Genomic DNA, 17160 nt, shown 5'->3' with positions numbered 1-17160 from the left:
ACGTCAGCAATGTCGCTGTTCAGCCTCTCTTTTGAGACCACTTTTTTCATGTAGGGGCCAGATAACACGTGCAGCGCAAATCCTTCTGCGCTGCACTTTCTTACCTGACGACAGTTATTCAGCACCTTCCTCTTTTTCTCCGCGCTCTTCACGCTCACGACGCTTCTCCTGCCTGCGCTTTTCCGCCTTCGCTTTGGCGACCGCCGCTTCACTCATGTCATTACGGATCTGTGCGTGACTGATCAGCGCAAAAATCAGGGTGCCGCCGGTGATGTTGCCGAGCAGGGTAGGCAGGGCAAACGGCCAGAGGAACTCATGCCAGCTGATGCTGCCATTGAAGACCAGATAGAGCACCTCCACCGATCCCACCACGATATGCGCCAGATCGCCCAGCGCAACCAGCCAGGTCATCATGACAATGACCACCAGTTTGGCCCCGCCCGCAGAGGGGAACATCCAGACCATGGTGGCGATAATCCAGCCGGAAATGACGGCGTTGGCAAACATCGAGCCGGGCGAATTCTCCATCACTTTCATGCTGATGTCGGTAAAGGCCTGACGGGTCGCCTCATCAAAAATGGGCATCTCGTTGAAGGCCAGCGCACCCAGTGCCGTACCGATCAGGTTGCCCAGCAGGACAATACCCCATAACCGTAACAGCAGACCGCCATTACCCCAGGTCGGTTTGTGCATGACCGGCAGCACTGCCGTGACGGTGTTTTCGGTAAATAACTGCTGGCGCGCCATAATGACGATGACAAAGCCAAAGGTGTAGCCGAGATTTTCCAGCAGAAATGCACCCGGCACGCCATCAAGGTGGACCTTGAATATCCCCTTCGCCATCAGTGAGGCACTCATGGAGAGGCCTGCGGCAATGGCTGACCAGAGCAGGGCCATCCCGTCACGCTCCAGCTCTTTCTCCCCATCCTGACGGATCTCTTCATGGATCGCCGCGGCGCGGGAGGGTAATGCCTCCTCATCGACTTCGATGTCAGTGCCCTTGTCCTTCTCTTCGCTATCGACGTCGTTAGGACCCTGTTCATTACCTGATGAAGGCTTCATATTTTCTCCTGGTGATAGTGCTGTGGCGTAATAAGCGTAGCTGTTTTTTATTTGCCAATAATGTAACGAGCGATGCGAATAAGCGTAACAAGCTTTTTCATACCTGCATTTTTATTCAGACTCAGCGCCAGACCGCACGAATAAACCCCTGACCGCGAGCCTGAGCAGCGGCTCAGACTTCGGCCCTTAGCAACATTGTGGTAATATCCCGGCCACTTTTGGTTGGTGCGATTCCCCCCTCGATGTTGGAAATCATTACGCTCACTTGTGCATACGATGAACGCGCGCTGTTTCAGCAGCTCTCATTTCGCGTCTCTGCCGGTGACATTGTGCAGATTGAAGGCCCCAACGGTGCCGGTAAAACCTCGCTACTGCGACTGCTGGCGGGGCTGAGCCGTCCTGAGCAGGGTGAGATACGCTGGCAGCAGCAGCCGATCCTGCGGCAGCGCGACGTCTGGCATCAGGCGATGCTTTATCTGGGCCATCATCCCGGCGTCAAAGGCGTCCTCACGCCGCTGGAAAATCTGCGGTTCTACCATCCTGACTGCAGTGACGCGCAGATTTTTGCTGCGCTTGACAGTGTCGACCTCACGGGTGACGAAGAGGTGCCGGTAAGCCGGTTGTCGGCGGGTCAGCAGCGTCGCGTCGCGCTGGCGCGCCTCTGGCTCAGCCAGGCCCGCGTCTGGATCCTGGATGAGCCGCTGACCGCCATCGACAAAGCGGGGGTTGAAAAATTAATGGCCAGATTTGCCGCCCATGCCGATAACGGGGGCGCCGTGATCCTGACAACCCATCAGGATCTACCCGCTGCGGCCGCGCGGGTGCGTAAAATTCGCCTTGGCGATGCGGAGGCAAGCTGATGCTGTTTCGCCTGATTCAGCGTGAATTGCGTATCGCCTTTCGCGGCGGCGCTGATGTGGTCAATCCGCTGTGGTTTTTCCTGATTGTGATTACCCTGTTTCCGCTGGGCATCGGACCTGATCCGCAGCAGCTGGCGCGCATTGCACCGGGTGTCGCCTGGGTGGCGGCGCTGCTGGCGTCGCTGCTGGCGCTGGAGCGCCTGTTTCGCGACGATTTCAGCGACGGTTCGCTGGAGCAGCTTCTGCTGTTGCCTTCGCCGCTGCCGGTGACGGTCATCGGCAAAGTCGTGGCGCACTGGCTGATCACCGGTCTGCCGCTGATTATCCTGTCGCCGCTGGCGGCGCTGCTGCTGTCGCTGGATTTCAATGGCTGGCGGGCGATGGCCCTGACGCTGCTGCTCGGCACGCCCACCCTGAGTTTTCTCGGTGCCATCGGCGTCGGGCTGACGGTGGGATTACGCCGGGGTGGGGTATTGCTCAGCCTGCTGGTATTGCCGCTGGCGATTCCGGTGTTGATCTTCGCCAGTGCCGCGATGGAAGCCGCCAGTCAGGGCCTGCCGATGGGTGGCTATCTGGCGATTCTTGGCGCGATGCTGGCAGGCAGCGCCACGCTCTCGCCGTTTGCCACGGCGGCGGCGTTACGGATTACGTTGCAGTAACCGCGCATAAAAAGACGCGGCCTTTTTTATCGTTAATGTGAGCATTTGATATGTGGAAAGCGTTACATCAGCTGGCCCGGCCCGAACGGCTCTATCAGCTTTCGGGGCGCCTGGTGCCCTGGTTTGCGATAGCAGGCGTGGCGACATTACTGCTGGGCTGGATCTGGGGATTTGGATTTGCTCCCGCTGACTATCAGCAGGGCGACAGTTTTCGCATCATGTATATCCATGTGCCCGCTGCCATGTGGTCGATGGGCATCTATGCCGCCATGGCCGTCGCGGCGTTTACCGGTCTGGTGTGGCAGATGAAAATGGCCGATCTGGTTGCCGCCGCCATGGCACCCGTGGGCGCGGTCTTTACCTTTATTGCGCTGGTCACCGGTTCCGCGTGGGGCAAACCGATGTGGGGAACCTGGTGGATCTGGGATGCACGCCTCACCTCGGAGCTGGTGTTACTTTTCCTCTATATGGGCGTAATTGCACTCTGGCACGCGTTCGATGACCGCCGCACCGCAGGCCGGGCCGCCGGCGTCCTGATTCTGGTCGGCGTGGTCAACCTGCCCATCATCCACTTCTCGGTGCAGTGGTGGAATACCCTGCATCAGGGCTCGTCCGGCATCCTTCAGCAGGCGATTGCGCCGGTGATGCGAACGCCGCTGCGCTGGGCCATCCTCGGTTATCTGCTGCTGTTTATCACGCTGACGCTGATGCGGCTGCGCAACCTGATTCTGTTAACGGAACGCCATCGCCCCTGGGCTCTTGACGTCGCAAAACGGGGAGAGCAGAAATGACGCCGGCCTTTTCCTCCTGGCACGCCTTTTTTGCCATGGGCGGCTACGCCTTTTACGTCTGGCTGGCGGTGGCCTGCACGCTGCTTCCGCTGGCGGGACTGACGCTGCATACCCTGTTACTGCGCCGCCGCCTGCTGGCGGAGATCCGCCAGCGTGATGCGCGTGAACGTCGCATCCGGGCAGCTAAATCCAGAAAAGCCGCGGCTGAAGCGGCAGGAGAGAGTGTGTGAATAGCCGTCGACGCAATCGCCTCTGTGCGGCCGTTGCGATTCTGCTTGGCCTGGGCCTGGCCACCGCGCTGGTGATGTATGCGCTGCGCTCAAACATCGATCTGTTTTATACCCCGGGTGAAATCCTCTATGGCAAAGGCGAGGCGCATGAGAAGCCGGAGGCGGGCCAGCGGCTGCGCGTCGGTGGCATGGTGATGCCCGGCAGCGTGTACCGGGACCCGAACAGCCTGGCGGTAACGTTCAAACTTTATGATGCGCGCGGCGTCGTCAGCGTCAGTTTTGAAGGCATCCTGCCGGATCTGTTCCGGGAAGGGCAGGGCGTCGTGGCGCAGGGCGTGCTGGCGGACGGTAACCAGATCGTTGCCAGAGAAGTGCTGGCCAAACACGATGAGAAATATACGCCGCCGGAGATAGAAGACGCGATGAAGAGCAATCACAACGGCCCGCAGTCACAGTATCAGTCGGGAAATAAATCATCATGATGCCGGAAACAGGGACTTTTCTGCTTTGTCTGGCGCTGGGGCTGGCGCTGCTGCTCAGCAGCTATCCGCTCTGGGGCGCAATTCGTCAGGATGCGCGGCTGATGGCGATGGCGCGCCCGCTGGCCTGCGGGCTGTTTGTCTGCATCGCTGCGGCCTTTATGCTGCTGGTCTGGGCTTTTATCTGCAACGATTTTACCGTGGCCTATGTTGTCACCAACTCCAACAGCCTGCTACCGGTCTACTACCGCATTGCCGCCACCTGGGGCGCGCATGAGGGATCGCTGCTGCTGTGGGTGTTGCTGCTCAGTACCTGGACCTTAGCCGTGGCGATCTTCAGTCGCGGTATGCCACAGGATGCGCTGGCGCGCGTACTGGCGGTCATGGGGATGATCAATCTCGGTTTCCTGCTGTTTATCCTGCTGACGTCGAATCCGTTTGCCCGCACGCTGCCCGACTTCCCCGTAGACGGGCACGACCTGAACCCGATGCTGCAGGATATCGGCCTGATCTTCCATCCGCCGCTGCTCTATATGGGTTATGTCGGATTCTCGGTGGCCTTTGCGTTTGCCATCGCTTCGCTGATGGCCGGACGGCTCGATACCGCGTGGGCGCGCTGGTCGCGTCCCTGGACCACCGCGGCCTGGGTCTTCCTGACTATCGGGATTGTGCTGGGCTCGGCCTGGGCCTATTACGAACTGGGCTGGGGCGGCTGGTGGTTCTGGGATCCGGTAGAGAACGCCTCGTTCATGCCGTGGCTGGCGGGCACGGCGCTGATCCACTCTCTGGCCGTCACCGAAAAGCGTGGCACCTTTAAGGCCTGGACCGTGCTGCTGGCGATCACCGCCTTTTCGCTCAGCCTGCTCGGTACGTTCCTGGTGCGCTCCGGCGTGCTGGTGTCGGTCCACTCGTTCGCTTCCGATCCGGCGCGCGGCATGTTTATCCTCGCGTTTCTGGTGATTGTCATCGGCAGTTCGCTGCTGCTCTATGCGATCAAAGGGGGGCAGGTGCAGAGCCGGGTACAGAACGAAACCTGGTCACGGGAATCCTTTCTGCTGGGCAACAATGTGCTGCTGATTGCGGCCATGCTGGTGGTACTGCTCGGCACGCTGTTGCCGCTGGTGCACAAGCAGTTGGGACTGGGCAGCATTTCGGTGGGTGAGCCGTTCTTCAATACGATGTTCAACTGGCTGATGGCGCCGTTTGCGCTGCTGATGGGGATCGGGCCGCTGGTACGCTGGCGGCGCGATGAACCGCAGAAACTGGCCAAACGACTGGCGCTGGCGCTGCTCGTTACCCTGGCCTGTTCGATAATTATTCCCTGGTGGCTGCAGGATCGCATTGCGGCGATGACCGTGGTGGGCTTACTGATGTCCCTCTGGATCATTGTGCTGACGCTGCTGGAACTGCACGAACGCGCCACGCATCGCCATCCGTTTCTGACCGGGCTGCGTCACCTCTCCCGCAGTCACTGGGGCATGGTGCTGGGTCACCTTGGCGTCGGGGTCACGGTGATCGGTATCGCCTTCAGCACGCAGTACAGCGTGGAGCGCGACGTGCGGATGCGGGCGGGGGATAGCGTGGACATCCATCACTATCACTTTGTCTTCCGTGGCGTGCAGAACCTGCAGGGGCCTAACTACAGCGGGGGCATGGGGATTATAGATGTCACGCGCAACGGGAAACCGGAAGCGACGCTGCAGGCGGAAAAACGCTTCTATACCGCGGCCCGAACCATGATGACCGAAGCGGCGATTGATGGGGGTTTCAGCCGCGATCTCTATGCAGCGCTGGGCGAGGAGCTGGAGGATGGCGGCTGGGCGGTGCGTATCTACTACAAACCCTTTGTCCGCTGGATCTGGGCTGGCGGCGTACTGATGGCGCTGGGGGGCCTGTTCTGCCTGTGGGATCCCCGCTATCGCTCGCGCAAAAAAGCCGCACGTGAGGAGCGCGCATGAACAAGAAAATCCTGTTTATCCCGCTGGTGCTGTTTCTGCTGCTGGCAGCGGCGCTGCTGTGGCAGCTGACCCGCAATGCGGATGGCGACGATCCGACCCGTCTTGAATCGGCGCTGATCGGTAAACCGGTGCCGCTGTTCCGGCTGGAAGCGCTCGACCAGCCCGGCAAAACCTACGACCAGCGCGTGCTGACCGATGGCAGGCCGATACTGCTGAACGTCTGGGCAACCTGGTGTCCGACCTGCCGCGCCGAACATCACTATCTGAATACGCTGGCGGAGCAGGGCATTCGGGTGGTCGGCCTGAACTATAAAGACAATCGCCATAAGGCGGTTAACTGGCTGAACACGCTGGGCAATCCCTACGCCCTGAGTCTCTACGATGGCAGCGGCATGCTGGGACTCGACCTCGGCGTCTATGGCGCACCGGAAACTTTTCTGATCGACGGTAAAGGGATTATCCGCTATCGCCACGCCGGCGATCTCAACGCGCGCGTCTGGGAGCAGGAAGTGAAACCGTTGTGGATGAAATACAGTGCGGAGGCGGGATCATGAGATCGCTGTTACTGATCTGTGGCCTGCTGTTCAGCATCAATCTGTGGGCGACCATCGACACACTGCAATTTGACTCTCCGGCTCAGGAGGCGCAATACCGTGACCTCACCGCATCACTGCGCTGTCCGAAATGTCAGAACAACAGCATCGCCGACTCGAATGCCATGATTGCCGCCGATATGCGGCTGAAAGTTTATGAGCTGATGAAGCAGGGGCAGAGCCGCCAGCAGATCATTGATTACATGGTGGCGCGCTACGGCAACTTCGTCTCTTATTCGCCACCGCTGACCCCGTCAACGCTGATCCTGTGGGCTGGCCCGGCGCTGTTTGTGCTGCTGGGTGGCGCGGTGATTATTCTGCGCAGCCGTCGGCGTCACACCCACAGTGCGCTGGATGACGCTGAGCAACAGCGTCTCGATGCCTTACTGAAGTCAGACAGGAAGCCGTCATGAGTGCATTCTGGATTACCCTTTTTCTGTTACTGCTGGCGGCCTGCACGCTGTTCCTGGCCGCGGGCTGGCGGCAGCGTCAGGCCAGCCTGGGCGACCGCGATCGCCTTAATCAGCGCTTTTACCATCAGCGGATCGATGAGCTGGCACAGGATGAAGAGCAGGGCGTTGTTGCTGAGCGCCCGGTAATGGAGCGCGAGTTACAGCAGACGCTGCTGGCCGATATTCCGCCGGCGCAGAGCCTCCCTTCCCACAGCAGCAGCCGCTGGATTTTGCTGCCGGGCCTGCTCGTGCTGATTGGGGTGTCGCTGGGAACCTATCTGAAAACCGGTGGACTGACGCAGTACACCGGCTGGATGCAGGTGCAGCAGGCGTACCCTGCGCTGCGTGCGCGGCTGATGGACCCCGGCGCCAGACCGCTCAGCATGGAGGAGCTGGCACGTTTAGAGCTCGGATTGCGTACCGCCCTGCAAACGGAACCGGATAATCTGGCCGACTGGACCATGCTGGGGCGGCTTGGCATGGTGCTGAATCAGGCTGATATTGCCAGTCAGGCGTTTGAGCATGCGTTACAGCTCTCACCCAACGATATGACGCTGAAGCAGGATTATGCGGAGGTGCTGACGCGCTCTCCCGATCCGCAGGATAACCGTCAGGCGTCACTGCTGCTGCGCGCCCTGCTGAAAGCGGAGCCGCAAAACCCGCGCACGCTTGGCCTGCTGGCGTTTAACGCCTATGGCCAGCAGCAGTACGATCAGGCGATTGAGGCCTGGCAGGCCCTGCTGAACGTGCTGCCTGCCGGTGACTCACGACGCGCGATGATCGCCCGCAGCATTGAGCAGGCGAGAAGCGATGCCGGAGAGCAGAGCCGTCAGCTGGCGCTGACCGTGCGGCTGACCCCGCAGGCAGAAAAAATGTTACCGCAGGACGGAGTGTTGTATATTTCGGTTTCTGACGGGACGTCACCGGTGCCGGTGGCGGTGAAGCGCATCCCGCTGAGCCACTTCCCGCTGTCGCTGACGCTGGATGACAGCAATGCCATGATGCCGGATCGCCTGCTGTCGGCGCAGCATCAGGTCGCGGTTCGGGTGCGTATCTCCCGCGACGGCAGCGCCACCCCGCAGCCGGGTGACTGGCTGGGTGAGAGCGCCGTGACGCCCTGGGATGGTCATCAGCCGATCGCGGTAGAGATTAATCAGCAGCTTCCCTGAACGTCATCAACGATCCTGTTCAGGTCGCTGCGTGCCATTGCCTGCTGCCTCTGGCATAAAGTCAGCTATGCTCATCGGGTAAGCCGATTCGACGCCGGGCTGTGCCTGAACGATGGGTAGCCCTTTTTCATCCGCACAGGGAGATTGGAATGAATTATCGCCTGACCAGCCTGGCTGTGGCCAGCGTCCTTCTGGTAGGTTGTGCCAGTTCAAAGCCGGCAAATAGCGATCCTGCGCAGCGCAGCGATCCGTTCGAAGGCTTTAACCGCACGATGTTTAACTTTAACTACAATGTGCTGGATCCCTATGTGCTGCGTCCGGTCGCTGTCGCCTGGCGCGACTACGTGCCGGTGCCTGCACGAACCGGCCTGAGCAATTTCCTCGGCAACCTGGAAGAGCCCGCCAGCATGGTTAACGCTATTCTGGTCGGTGACGGACGCGATGCGGGTATCCACTTCACCCGTTTCTTCCTGAACAGTGTGCTGGGTCTGGGTGGTTTCATTGACGTCGCCGGTAAAGCCAATCCGGAACTGGCGCGTGAACAGCCGCACCGTTTCGGCACCACGCTGGGCCACTATGGTGTCGGCTATGGTCCTTACGTTGAGCTGCCGGCTTACGGCAGCTTCACTATACGGCAGGATGGCGGTGACTACGTTGATACCCTCTATCCGATCCTCGGCTGGCTGACCTGGCCGATGTCGATTGGTAAGTGGACGCTGGAGGGGATTGAGACCCGCGCGCAACTGCTGGATTCCGATGCGATCCTGAAGCAGCAGAGCGATCCGTACGCCTTTATCCGTAACGCCTACTTCCAGCGTCACGACTTCCTGGCGCGTGGCGGCAAACTCAAGCCGGAAGAGAATCCAAACGCCGCTGCGATTCAGGATGACCTGAAGGATATCGACGCGCAGTAAACGCAGGACGCAGGCTCCCTGAGCCAGCATGCGATTCAGGGCGACAAAAAAGGGCGACTCAGTTGAGTCGCCCTTTTTAATTGTGCTATCCGGTCAGAACTTGTAGTTAAAGTTCGCGCCGTAAAGCCAGGCCTTGCCTTCTGAGTTAAAGGTATAAGGACCTTCTTTCACCGTCACTTTCTGTCCGTGCATATAGGAGATGCCCAGATCGACCGAGGCGTTATCATTGAAGGCGTACGACGTACCTGCACTCAGCCACAAACGATCCTGATCCGGGATGGAGATAGAGCGTTTATCGGCTGGCACCGGGCTGTCATCAAATGCGATACCGGTGCGGAACGTCCAGTTGCTGTCGTAGAAATAGGTGGTGCCCAGCGCGATACGGTAGGCATCGTGGAAGCTTTCATCTTTATAGAACAGCGTCTGGCCCTGAGAACCGGTGGCTTTCAGCTCCTGGAACTGACTCCAGCTGGTGTAGGCCATGCTGTAGTGAACCGCCCACTGCGGAGCCACTTTATGCCAGCCCGACACTTCCCACATCTCCGGCAGATTCAGGGTTAACGCGCCCGGAACCGTCGTGCCGTTGGTACCAAAAGGCACGCCTGACACTTCCGGGTTGTTGACCGCATTCAGACGGGAGGGCAGATTACTTTTGTAATCGCCATCAAAGTCGATCTTCACCTCTGAACGATAGCTGAAGCCGAAGCGGTTATTTTCATCCACTTCATACAGGATACCGGCATTCCAGCCGTAGCCCCACTCGTCGCCTTTCAGATGGGCAACCTGCGTATCAGCCGGTACGCCCAGTCTCGCGCCTGATTCACCGGCATAGCGTTCAATTTTCGCTTTGGCATAAACCGCATCAAAACCGACGCCCACGCTGAAGTGCTCATTGAACCGGTAAGCGGTGCTGAGGTTTAAGTTGCCGGTCATCAGGTCCGTTTTACCGCCGTAGCCGCCAGCGGTGTAACCATTATTAAACTCTGTTGCTAAGCCATAGTTAGAGGTTGCCGATGCGCCAATCCACCACTGATCGTTGATGGGCTGAACGTAATGAATATTGGGTATCCACTGATTCGGGGCGATGTTGCTGGCATCCAGGCTGCGGCCCGTCGGACTGCGGCCCGTGATATCCACATCCGGATCAATATAAACCGCACCGATGGAAAATTCCGGGCGATCCATTAACGCCATCGTTGCCGGGTTACGGCTGGCGGATGCCGCCGTATCGCCCATTGCCCCTTCGCCTGAGTAGGCGCGACCTAAACCAATCGTAGAGAACTCATTTAACTGAAACCCAGCTGCGTAAACGTGTGAAGAGACAAGCGCCACTGCAGCCGCCACGGCTGACTTTGCGAACAGGTTCTTATGGTTCATGACCACAACCTCATGTGAATTATTATTTAACGCTATAACGTCGCGTAACAAAGGACGGCGGATTGTAGGGACTGACGGTAAACGCACATATCAGACCAGTGCGGAGAGTATAGGTCCGACCTGTGTGCAAGTTGCAATATTGTTTTTAAAATATTTCAGAGTTGATCGCTTAAAATTCGATCTGCATAACAAAAAGCACCCTGATGAAGACAGCATACCGATTCCAGTTTGTTCTGGATCAATTTTTATTGTGATATTCGTCACTTAGCCACAGTCGCGTGGCGCATCTTATCGCAAGCGGGTAAAATTCCGGCCATAAAATCGCTTAACTCACCCGAAGCCGGGGCAGGAGATAAAGATGACTGATGCCATTAAAAAATGCAGTGCGACCGAAACCGCTGCCTGCTGCTGCGTTGATGTCGGCACCGTAATGGATAATACCGACTGCACCGCCAGCTGGTCAGAGTGGTTCCCGCAGCGACAGGATGCGGAAGCCAAAGCCGCCCGGCTGACTGAGCGTGCCCGTCAGGTGGAATCGGAACCCTGTGTGATTGACGTCCGGTTCAGCGATGTCGATCAGGGCGTGCAGCTGGATATCGATTTCACCTTCAGCTGCCAGGCTGAAACCCTGATTTTCCAGCTCGGCCTGCGTTAGCGCCTCTTACGCCGCCTCAGCGCGGCGTTTTTCAATTTCGTGTTTCCCTTCGCACTTTTTCCTTTCTGCTATTGGCGGCTCACCCGCTTGTGGTTAACACTGATCAGGTCAGACCTCTTCAGGCAATGATGCCACAGTCCCGGCTACAGGTGAGAACAATGAGCAAAGCGCAGCCGCTGCTGACGCGTGATGGCGAACGCATCGCAATTACCCACGGGTTACGAACCCCTTTCTTACGCCAGGCGACCGGCTTTCATGGCATTCCCGCCATCGAGCTGGGACGGATGGTGGTCAGCGAATTAATGGTGCGCAGTGAGTTACCGGCAGACGTGATTGAGCTGCTGGTATTTGGTCAGGTGGTACAGATGCCGGAAGCGCCAAACATTGCGCGTGAAATTGTCTTAAGCAGCGGGCTGAATGTGAATACCGACGCCTACAGCGTCAGCCGTGCCTGCGCCACCAGTTTTCAGGCGGTGGCGAATGTGGCAGAGAGCCTGATGGCGGGTACGGTTTCTGCCGCTATTGCCGGCGGGGCAGACTCAACGTCAGTGCTGCCGATTGGGGTCACTAAAACGCTGGCCCGCGCGCTGGTGGATCTCAACAAGGCCCGCAGCCTGGGGCAGAAACTGCATATCCTTAAACGGCTGCGTCCGCGCGACCTTCTGCCGGTGCCGCCTGCGGTGGCGGAGTACTCGACTGGCCTGCGGATGGGGGACACGGCCGAGCAGATGGCGAAAAGCTACGGTATCACCCGTGAGGCTCAGGATGCGCTGGCGCTCCGTTCCCATCAGCATGCCGCCAGAGCCTGGCAATCCGGGGTACTGAAACAGGAAGTCATGGCAGCCTTTGTACCGCCATGGAAAACCGCAATCGATCAGGACAATAACGTGCGGATGAACGCTAAAGCAGAGGATTACGCCCGACTGCGTCCCGCCTTTGACCGCCAGCACGGCAGCGTTACCGCCGCCAACAGCACGCCGCTGACGGATGGCGCGGCAGCCGTCATTCTGATGCGGGAAGGGCGCGCCAGGGAACTGGGCGTCACGCCGCTGGGCTACCTGCGCAGCTACGCGTTTACCGCCATTGATGTCCAGCAGGACATGCTGCTGGGGCCAGCCCATGCTTCGCCGCTGGCGCTGGATCGTGCCGGGGTGAGCCTGGCCGATCTGACGCTGATAGATATGCATGAGGCGTTCGCGGCCCAGACGCTGAGCAATCTGCAGCTGTTTCGTGACGAGCGTTTCGCCCGTGAGGTGCTGAACCGGCCGCATGCGCTGGGCGAGGTCAACGAAGAGCGTTTTAACGTGCTGGGCGGTTCCATCGCCTATGGCCATCCTTTTGCCGCCACGGGCGCGCGTATGATTACCCAGACGCTTAATGAACTGCGCCGCCGTGGTGGCGGGCTGGGACTGGTCACCGCCTGCGCGGCGGGTGGTCTGGGTGCGGCAATGGTTCTGGAGGCCGAATAATGGAGCAGAATGCCTTTCAGCTGACGATGCGACAGGATCACGTCGGCATTATCACGATTGATGTCCCTGGCGAGAAGATGAACACCCTGAAAGCGGAATTTGCTGGCCAGATTGCCGCCATCATTGCGGAAGCGCGACGCGATCCGCAGCTGGCGGGACTGGTCCTGATCTCCGGCAAAACGGACAATTTTATCGCGGGCGCGGACATCAGCATGATTGACCGCTGCCAGAGTGCGCAGGAAGCTGAAGCGCTGGCGAAGCAGGGCCAGGAAGTGATGGCAATGATCGACGCGCTGCCTTTTCCGGTGGTGGCGGCCATTCACGGGGCCTGCCTGGGCGGTGGACTGGAACTGGCGCTGGCCTGCGATGCGCGCATCTGCTCGCTGGATGATAAAACCCGCCTCGGCTTGCCGGAGATACAGCTCGGCCTGCTGCCTGGCTCTGGCGGGACGCAGCGGCTGCCGCGTTTAATCGGCGTTCAGCAGGCGCTGCCGCTGATGCTGACCGGCAAAAGTCTGCGCGCGAAGCAGGCGCGAAAGCTCGGCGTCGTCGATGATGCGGTTCCCCGCCCGATCCTGCTGGAGACCGCGATTGCGCGGGTTAAAAAGGGTAAGGTCAGCGGACGCGTTCTGCCGCTGCGCGATCGGCTGCTGCATGGCCCGGTCGCCCGCCAGGCGTTGTTTGCGCTGGCGACACGGCAGACCGCGGCGAAAACGCAGGATAACTATCCGGCCGCCAGACGGCTGATTGAGGTGGTGCGCATCGGGCTGGAGCAGGGCAGCCGCGCCGGCCATGATGCGGAGGCGCGCGCCTTTGGCGAACTGGCGATGACGCCGGAGTCCGTTGCGCTGCGCGGACTCTTCTTTGCCACCACGGCGATGAAAAAAGAGCGGGGCGGTGAAGCTGAACCCGCGACCGTGAAGCGTGTTGCGGTGCTGGGCGGCGGGCTGATGGGCGGCGGCATTGCCAGCGTCACCGCGATCAACGCCGGGTTGCCGGTGCGCATCAAAGATATCAGCCTGGAAGGCGTCAGCCATGCATTAAAAACCAGCTGGGACCTGCTCAGCAAAAAGGTCCGGCGTCGTCAGCTGACCCCGGCAGCGCGTCAGCAGCAGATGGCGCGCATCACAGGCGGCATCGATTATCAGGGATTCTCGCAGCGCGACGTGGTGATCGAAGCGGTGTTCGAAGATCTTGCCCTGAAGCAGCAGATGGTGCACGACGTTGAGGCACACTGTCAGCCGCATACCCTGTTTGCTTCCAACACCTCATCACTGCCGATTGCGGATATCGCCGCCGGGGCGCAGCGTCCTGAGAATGTTATCGGGCTGCACTATTTCAGTCCGGTGGAAAAAATGCCGCTGGTGGAGGTGATCCCGCATCTGAATACTTCGGCCACGACGCTGGTTACCGTTGTGGCACTGGCGCGCAGTCAGGGTAAGACGCCGATCGTCGTCGCAGACAAGCCGGGTTTCTATGTCAACCGCATCCTGACCCCCTATATAAATGAAGCGATGCGTTGCCTGCTGGAGGGGGAGCCGATTGAGCACATCGATCGGGCGCTGGTGAAGTCTGGTTTTCCGGTTGGTCCGCTTCAGCTGCTCGATGAGGTGGGCATTGATGTCGGCAGCAAAATCAGCCCCATCCTGCATCAGGCTTATGGTGAACGCTTTGCCGCACCCGCCGCGTTTGATGCGGTGATCAGGGATGGCCGTAAGGGCCGTAAAAATGGCCGGGGCTTCTATCGTTATGACCTGCCGCGCTGGCAGCGTAAAAAACCGGACGCCTCGCTTTACAGCCTGCTGAAGGTCACGCCGCAGGCCCGGCAGAGTGGGGCACAGATTGCAGAACGCTGTGTGATGATGATGCTGAATGAGGCCGCCCGTTGTCTCGATGAGCAGGTAATTCGCAGCGCCCGTGACGGCGATGTGGGGGCGGTGTTTGGCATCGGCTTTCCGCCTTTCCTGGGCGGGCCGTTCCACTACATGGATAAACTGGGCGCGGCGGAAATGGTCAGCCGGCTGAACCGTCTCGCGCAGCAGCACGGTGAACGATTTGCCCCCTGTGAGGCGCTGATTCAGGCGGCTGCGGAACAGACGAAATTTTACATTTCTCTGTGAAATGGAATAACGGCTCCGATTCAGCGGGTTAGAAAAGCGCCGCCCGCGTGTGCGGCGCAGCATGAATCTGAGAAGTGCTTATTTAATAAACAACCGGTTGACTATACTGAAGCCATTAGGGTAAAACACAGCGTTCATTCGCAGAGTGAAGAGTCTGACGCGTCGCGTCGGGCGATCTCGACAAACAACAGCGGTGCTTTATGCAAGTTTTTATCATGCGTCACGGCGATGCGGCTCTGGAAGCAGCAAGTGATTCAGTCAGGCCTTTAACCTTATGTGGCTGTGATGAATCGCGTCAGATGGCCCACTGGCTTAACAGCCAGACGCCGGACATCGAGCGTGTCCTGGTCAGTCCCTATTTACGCGCGCAGCAGACGCTCGCTACCGTGCGTGAAGCCTATCCCCTGCCGGAAGGCCAGGACGTATTACCGGAGTTAACGCCGGGTGGCGATCCGGGTCTGGTCGGCTGCTATCTGCAGGCGCTGGCGAACGAAGGGGTGAAATCGGCGCTGGTCATCTCCCATCTGCCTCTGGTGGGCTACCTGGTTTCCGAACTCTGCCCGCAGGAAACTCCACCGATGTTTGCCACTTCCGCCATTGCCTGCGTCGAGTTCGATCCGGCAGAGAGTGCCGGTAAACTGCTGTGGCAGGTCAGTCCGAAGAAGCTGGCGAAAGCCATCTGACGACGAGGGGCCGATGACACCGGCCCTGTCAGGGCAACTCAGGCGGTTGCCACTCCTCAATCTCAATCAGCACCAGCAGCGCAGCATCACCGCCGAACATTTTCGGCGCCTGATGAAACGCCATGACCCACGGATGCTGGGCCAGCCACAGCGGCGTCTGCTGCTTCAGAATATGTTTTCCATGTCCGGTCATGACGCTGGCGCAGAACAGATGTTCACGGCGGCAGGCGGCGATCAGTGCGCCCAGCTCCTGCTTGGCCTGCATCTGCGTTAAGCCGTGCAGGTCGAGAAAAATCTCCGGGGTATAGTCACCCCGGCGCAGTTTTTTCAGCTCAAAATGGCTGACATCGGCGCGCACGTAACGGGTAGCCCCTTCGGTCGAGAGCAGGGGCTGAAACTCATCCGAAAAGTAATGGCTGTTGTCCGCCTGCTCGGAAAGCAGACGTTTTACCGGAATCTCGCGGGTTTTTACCGGCGCTTTATGGACATAGGTGTCCTGTTTTAACTGACGTGTCCCCGTCATTAACTGGCGAAACAGCGCCTCATCATCCGGGCTTAGCGGTGTTTTTTTACTCATGGCAGGTCAGTCTTATCAGAAAAGGCTGTCACACAGCAGAGCCGATACCTTACCGTTAAGTGTCATTAATTGTCAGCTTTTTCACCTCGCTGCGCTGAATTCTCCCCGGCTTCATGGCACACTATCGGCCGATTTAGCAAAAGGCCTGCGGAGGGCTACGTGGACAAAATTTTCGTCGATGAGGCAGTGAACGAACTGCACACCATTCAGGACATGCTGCGCTGGGCGGTAAGCCGCTTTTCCGCTGCCGGAATCTGGTACGGACATGGCACAGACAATCCCTGGGACGAAGCCGTTCAACTGGTCCTGCCGTCTCTCTGGCTGCCGCTGGACATTCCGGAAGATATGCGCAACGCGCGTCTGACCGCCAGCGAGCGTCTTCTGATTGTCGAGCGCGTCATTCGTCGCGTTAACGAGCGTATTCCGGTCGCCTACCTGACTAATAAAGCCTGGTTCTGCGGTCACGAATTCTTTGTTGATGAGCGCGTGCTGGTGCCGCGTTCACCGATTGGCGAACTGATCGAGAACCGCTTTGCCGGTCTTATCAGCACGCCACCCGCGCATATTCTGGATATGTGCACCGGCAGCGGCTGTATCGCGATTGCCTGTGCTTACGCCTTCCCGGAAGCGGAGGTCGACGCCGTCGATATCTCGACCGGTGCGCTGGCGGTGGCCGAGCAGAATATTGAAGAACATGGCCTGATTAATCAGGTTACGCCGATTCGTGCCGACCTGTTCCGCGAACTGCCGCCGCTGAAGTATGACCTGATCGTCACCAATCCGCCTTATGTGGATGCGGAAGATATGGATGATCTGCCCAATGAATATCGCCACGAACCGGAGCTGGGTCTGGCGGCGGGCAGCGATGGTCTGAAGCTGGTGCGCCGCATTCTGGCCTGCGCGCCTGATTATCTCAGCGAGCAGGGCGTTCTGGTCTGCGAAGTCGGTAACAGCATGGTGCATATGATCGAGCAGTATCCCGATGTGCCCTTTACCTGGCTGGAATTTGACAACGGCGGTGACGGGGTCTTTACGCTGACGCGCCAGCAGATCGTCGACGCACAACACCATTTCTCCTTTTACAAAGACTAAAAGTGGGGCGAAGCCTCGCC

Annotated in this window: 18 protein-coding genes; 15 read left to right on the top strand and 3 right to left on the bottom strand. The window is 59.1% G+C overall.

The genetic code is table 11. From position 1 onward, the window contains the following. Nucleotides 1-114: 114 nt before the first annotated feature. A complete protein-coding gene (locus FJW00_RS03085; protein ID WP_009088915.1) occupies nucleotides 115-1062 on the bottom strand; it encodes a formate/nitrite transporter family protein in 948 nt (315 codons plus the stop codon). Nucleotides 1063-1304: 242 nt separating this feature from the next. On the opposite strand from FJW00_RS03085, the gene ccmA reads away from it, so the two are divergent. The 10 genes from ccmA (at nucleotide 1305) to mlaA (ending at nucleotide 9167) form a co-directional block, all read left to right on the top strand. Then, the gene (gene ccmA, locus FJW00_RS03080; RefSeq protein ID WP_140923034.1) at nucleotides 1305-1922 is read left to right on the top strand and encodes a cytochrome c biogenesis heme-transporting ATPase CcmA; all 618 of its coding nucleotides are present in this window, start codon (nucleotides 1305-1307) and stop codon (nucleotides 1920-1922) included. Next, the gene (ccmB, locus tag FJW00_RS03075) at nucleotides 1922-2581 is read left to right on the top strand and encodes a heme exporter protein CcmB (RefSeq protein ID WP_009088919.1); all 660 of its coding nucleotides are present in this window, start codon (nucleotides 1922-1924) and stop codon (nucleotides 2579-2581) included. Before ccmA ends, ccmB begins: the two co-directional genes overlap by 1 nt. Before the next feature lie 50 nt (nucleotides 2582-2631). After that, nucleotides 2632-3372 (top strand): heme ABC transporter permease, encoded by a 741-nt coding sequence (locus FJW00_RS03070; protein ID WP_009088920.1) that lies wholly within the window; start codon nucleotides 2632-2634, stop codon nucleotides 3370-3372. Beyond that, nucleotides 3369-3602 (top strand): heme exporter protein CcmD, encoded by a 234-nt coding sequence (ccmD, locus tag FJW00_RS03065; RefSeq protein ID WP_009088921.1) that lies wholly within the window; start codon nucleotides 3369-3371, stop codon nucleotides 3600-3602. The genes FJW00_RS03070 and ccmD overlap by 4 nt, the downstream gene beginning before the upstream one ends. After that, nucleotides 3599-4084 (top strand): cytochrome c maturation protein CcmE, encoded by a 486-nt coding sequence (gene ccmE / locus FJW00_RS03060; RefSeq protein WP_140923033.1) that lies wholly within the window; start codon nucleotides 3599-3601, stop codon nucleotides 4082-4084. The genes ccmD and ccmE overlap by 4 nt, the downstream gene beginning before the upstream one ends. Further along, nucleotides 4081-6039, top strand: a complete 1959-nt coding sequence (locus FJW00_RS03055; RefSeq protein WP_140923032.1) for a heme lyase CcmF/NrfE family subunit — start codon at nucleotides 4081-4083, stop codon at nucleotides 6037-6039. Before ccmE ends, FJW00_RS03055 begins: the two co-directional genes overlap by 4 nt. Further along, the gene (locus FJW00_RS03050) at nucleotides 6036-6593 is read left to right on the top strand and encodes a DsbE family thiol:disulfide interchange protein (protein ID WP_140923031.1); all 558 of its coding nucleotides are present in this window, start codon (nucleotides 6036-6038) and stop codon (nucleotides 6591-6593) included. The genes FJW00_RS03055 and FJW00_RS03050 overlap by 4 nt, the downstream gene beginning before the upstream one ends. Further along, the gene (locus FJW00_RS03045; RefSeq protein ID WP_181405338.1) at nucleotides 6590-7045 is read left to right on the top strand and encodes a cytochrome c-type biogenesis protein; all 456 of its coding nucleotides are present in this window, start codon (nucleotides 6590-6592) and stop codon (nucleotides 7043-7045) included. The genes FJW00_RS03050 and FJW00_RS03045 overlap by 4 nt, the downstream gene beginning before the upstream one ends. Then, a complete protein-coding gene (ccmI, locus tag FJW00_RS03040) occupies nucleotides 7042-8253 on the top strand; it encodes a c-type cytochrome biogenesis protein CcmI (RefSeq protein WP_140923030.1) in 1212 nt (403 codons plus the stop codon). Before FJW00_RS03045 ends, ccmI begins: the two co-directional genes overlap by 4 nt. 149 nt (nucleotides 8254-8402) lie before the next feature. Beyond that, on the top strand, nucleotides 8403-9167 hold the full coding sequence (gene mlaA, locus FJW00_RS03035) for a phospholipid-binding lipoprotein MlaA (protein WP_140923029.1): 765 nt from the start codon (nucleotides 8403-8405) through the stop codon (nucleotides 9165-9167). Nucleotides 9168-9260: 93 nt separating this feature from the next. Here mlaA and fadL read toward each other — a convergent pair whose 3' ends face one another. Beyond that, nucleotides 9261-10544, bottom strand: a complete 1284-nt coding sequence (gene fadL, locus FJW00_RS03030; RefSeq protein WP_009088934.1) for a long-chain fatty acid transporter FadL — start codon at nucleotides 10542-10544, stop codon at nucleotides 9261-9263. A 358-nt stretch (nucleotides 10545-10902) separates the two neighbouring features. On the opposite strand from fadL, the gene FJW00_RS03025 reads away from it, so the two are divergent. The 4 genes from FJW00_RS03025 to sixA all read left to right on the top strand — a co-directional run bounded on the left by FJW00_RS03025 (nucleotide 10903) and on the right by sixA (nucleotide 15471). Beyond that, nucleotides 10903-11199, top strand: a complete 297-nt coding sequence (locus FJW00_RS03025; protein ID WP_009088938.1) for a YfcZ/YiiS family protein — start codon at nucleotides 10903-10905, stop codon at nucleotides 11197-11199. Nucleotides 11200-11357: 158 nt separating this feature from the next. Next, nucleotides 11358-12668: an acetyl-CoA C-acyltransferase FadI gene (gene fadI, locus FJW00_RS03020; protein WP_140923028.1), complete on the top strand. Its 1311-nt coding sequence runs from the start codon at nucleotides 11358-11360 to the stop codon at nucleotides 12666-12668. Beyond that, on the top strand, nucleotides 12668-14788 hold the full coding sequence (gene fadJ, locus FJW00_RS03015; RefSeq protein ID WP_140923027.1) for a fatty acid oxidation complex subunit alpha FadJ: 2121 nt from the start codon (nucleotides 12668-12670) through the stop codon (nucleotides 14786-14788). The genes fadI and fadJ overlap by 1 nt, the downstream gene beginning before the upstream one ends. Before the next feature lie 200 nt (nucleotides 14789-14988). Continuing rightward, nucleotides 14989-15471 carry a phosphohistidine phosphatase SixA gene (gene sixA / locus FJW00_RS03010; RefSeq protein ID WP_009088942.1) on the top strand — a complete coding sequence of 161 codons (483 nt, stop codon included), beginning with the start codon at nucleotides 14989-14991 and terminating at the stop codon, nucleotides 15469-15471. A 28-nt stretch (nucleotides 15472-15499) separates the two neighbouring features. On the opposite strand, the gene smrB is transcribed toward sixA, so the two are convergent. Further along, nucleotides 15500-16048, bottom strand: a complete 549-nt coding sequence (gene smrB, locus FJW00_RS03005; protein ID WP_009088943.1) for an endonuclease SmrB — start codon at nucleotides 16046-16048, stop codon at nucleotides 15500-15502. Nucleotides 16049-16207: 159 nt separating this feature from the next. On the opposite strand from smrB, the gene prmB reads away from it, so the two are divergent. Continuing rightward, the gene (prmB, locus tag FJW00_RS03000; protein ID WP_009088944.1) at nucleotides 16208-17140 is read left to right on the top strand and encodes a 50S ribosomal protein L3 N(5)-glutamine methyltransferase; all 933 of its coding nucleotides are present in this window, start codon (nucleotides 16208-16210) and stop codon (nucleotides 17138-17140) included. The last annotated feature ends 20 nt before the right edge of the window (nucleotides 17141-17160 follow it).

This window comes from Pantoea anthophila (assembly GCF_006494375.1).
GTDB lineage: Bacteria > Pseudomonadota > Gammaproteobacteria > Enterobacterales > Enterobacteriaceae > Pantoea > Pantoea anthophila.
Note: the sequence above shows the minus strand (reverse complement) of the source record. Positions and strands in the feature narration are given on the sequence as shown.

Bases quoted from the DNA above. Each gene is read 5' to 3' on its own strand.
- FJW00_RS03085 (WP_009088915.1), bottom strand. From the start codon at position 1,062: ATGAAGCCTTCATCAGGTAATGAACAGGGTCCTAACGACGTCGATAGC.
- ccmA (WP_140923034.1), top strand. From the start codon at position 1,305: ATGTTGGAAATCATTACGCTCACTTGTGCATACGATGAACGCGCGCTG.
- ccmB (WP_009088919.1), top strand. From the start codon at position 1,922: ATGCTGTTTCGCCTGATTCAGCGTGAATTGCGTATCGCCTTTCGCGGC.
- FJW00_RS03070 (WP_009088920.1), top strand. From the start codon at position 2,632: ATGTGGAAAGCGTTACATCAGCTGGCCCGGCCCGAACGGCTCTATCAG.
- ccmD (WP_009088921.1), top strand. From the start codon at position 3,369: ATGACGCCGGCCTTTTCCTCCTGGCACGCCTTTTTTGCCATGGGCGGC.
- FJW00_RS03055 (WP_140923032.1), top strand. From the start codon at position 4,081: ATGATGCCGGAAACAGGGACTTTTCTGCTTTGTCTGGCGCTGGGGCTG.
- FJW00_RS03050 (WP_140923031.1), top strand. From the start codon at position 6,036: ATGAACAAGAAAATCCTGTTTATCCCGCTGGTGCTGTTTCTGCTGCTG.
- FJW00_RS03045 (WP_181405338.1), top strand. From the start codon at position 6,590: ATGAGATCGCTGTTACTGATCTGTGGCCTGCTGTTCAGCATCAATCTG.
- ccmI (WP_140923030.1), top strand. From the start codon at position 7,042: ATGAGTGCATTCTGGATTACCCTTTTTCTGTTACTGCTGGCGGCCTGC.
- mlaA (WP_140923029.1), top strand. From the start codon at position 8,403: ATGAATTATCGCCTGACCAGCCTGGCTGTGGCCAGCGTCCTTCTGGTA.
- fadL (WP_009088934.1), bottom strand. From the start codon at position 10,544: ATGAACCATAAGAACCTGTTCGCAAAGTCAGCCGTGGCGGCTGCAGTG.
- FJW00_RS03025 (WP_009088938.1), top strand. From the start codon at position 10,903: ATGACTGATGCCATTAAAAAATGCAGTGCGACCGAAACCGCTGCCTGC.
- fadI (WP_140923028.1), top strand. From the start codon at position 11,358: ATGAGCAAAGCGCAGCCGCTGCTGACGCGTGATGGCGAACGCATCGCA.
- fadJ (WP_140923027.1), top strand. From the start codon at position 12,668: ATGGAGCAGAATGCCTTTCAGCTGACGATGCGACAGGATCACGTCGGC.
- sixA (WP_009088942.1), top strand. From the start codon at position 14,989: ATGCAAGTTTTTATCATGCGTCACGGCGATGCGGCTCTGGAAGCAGCA.
- smrB (WP_009088943.1), bottom strand. From the start codon at position 16,048: ATGAGTAAAAAAACACCGCTAAGCCCGGATGATGAGGCGCTGTTTCGC.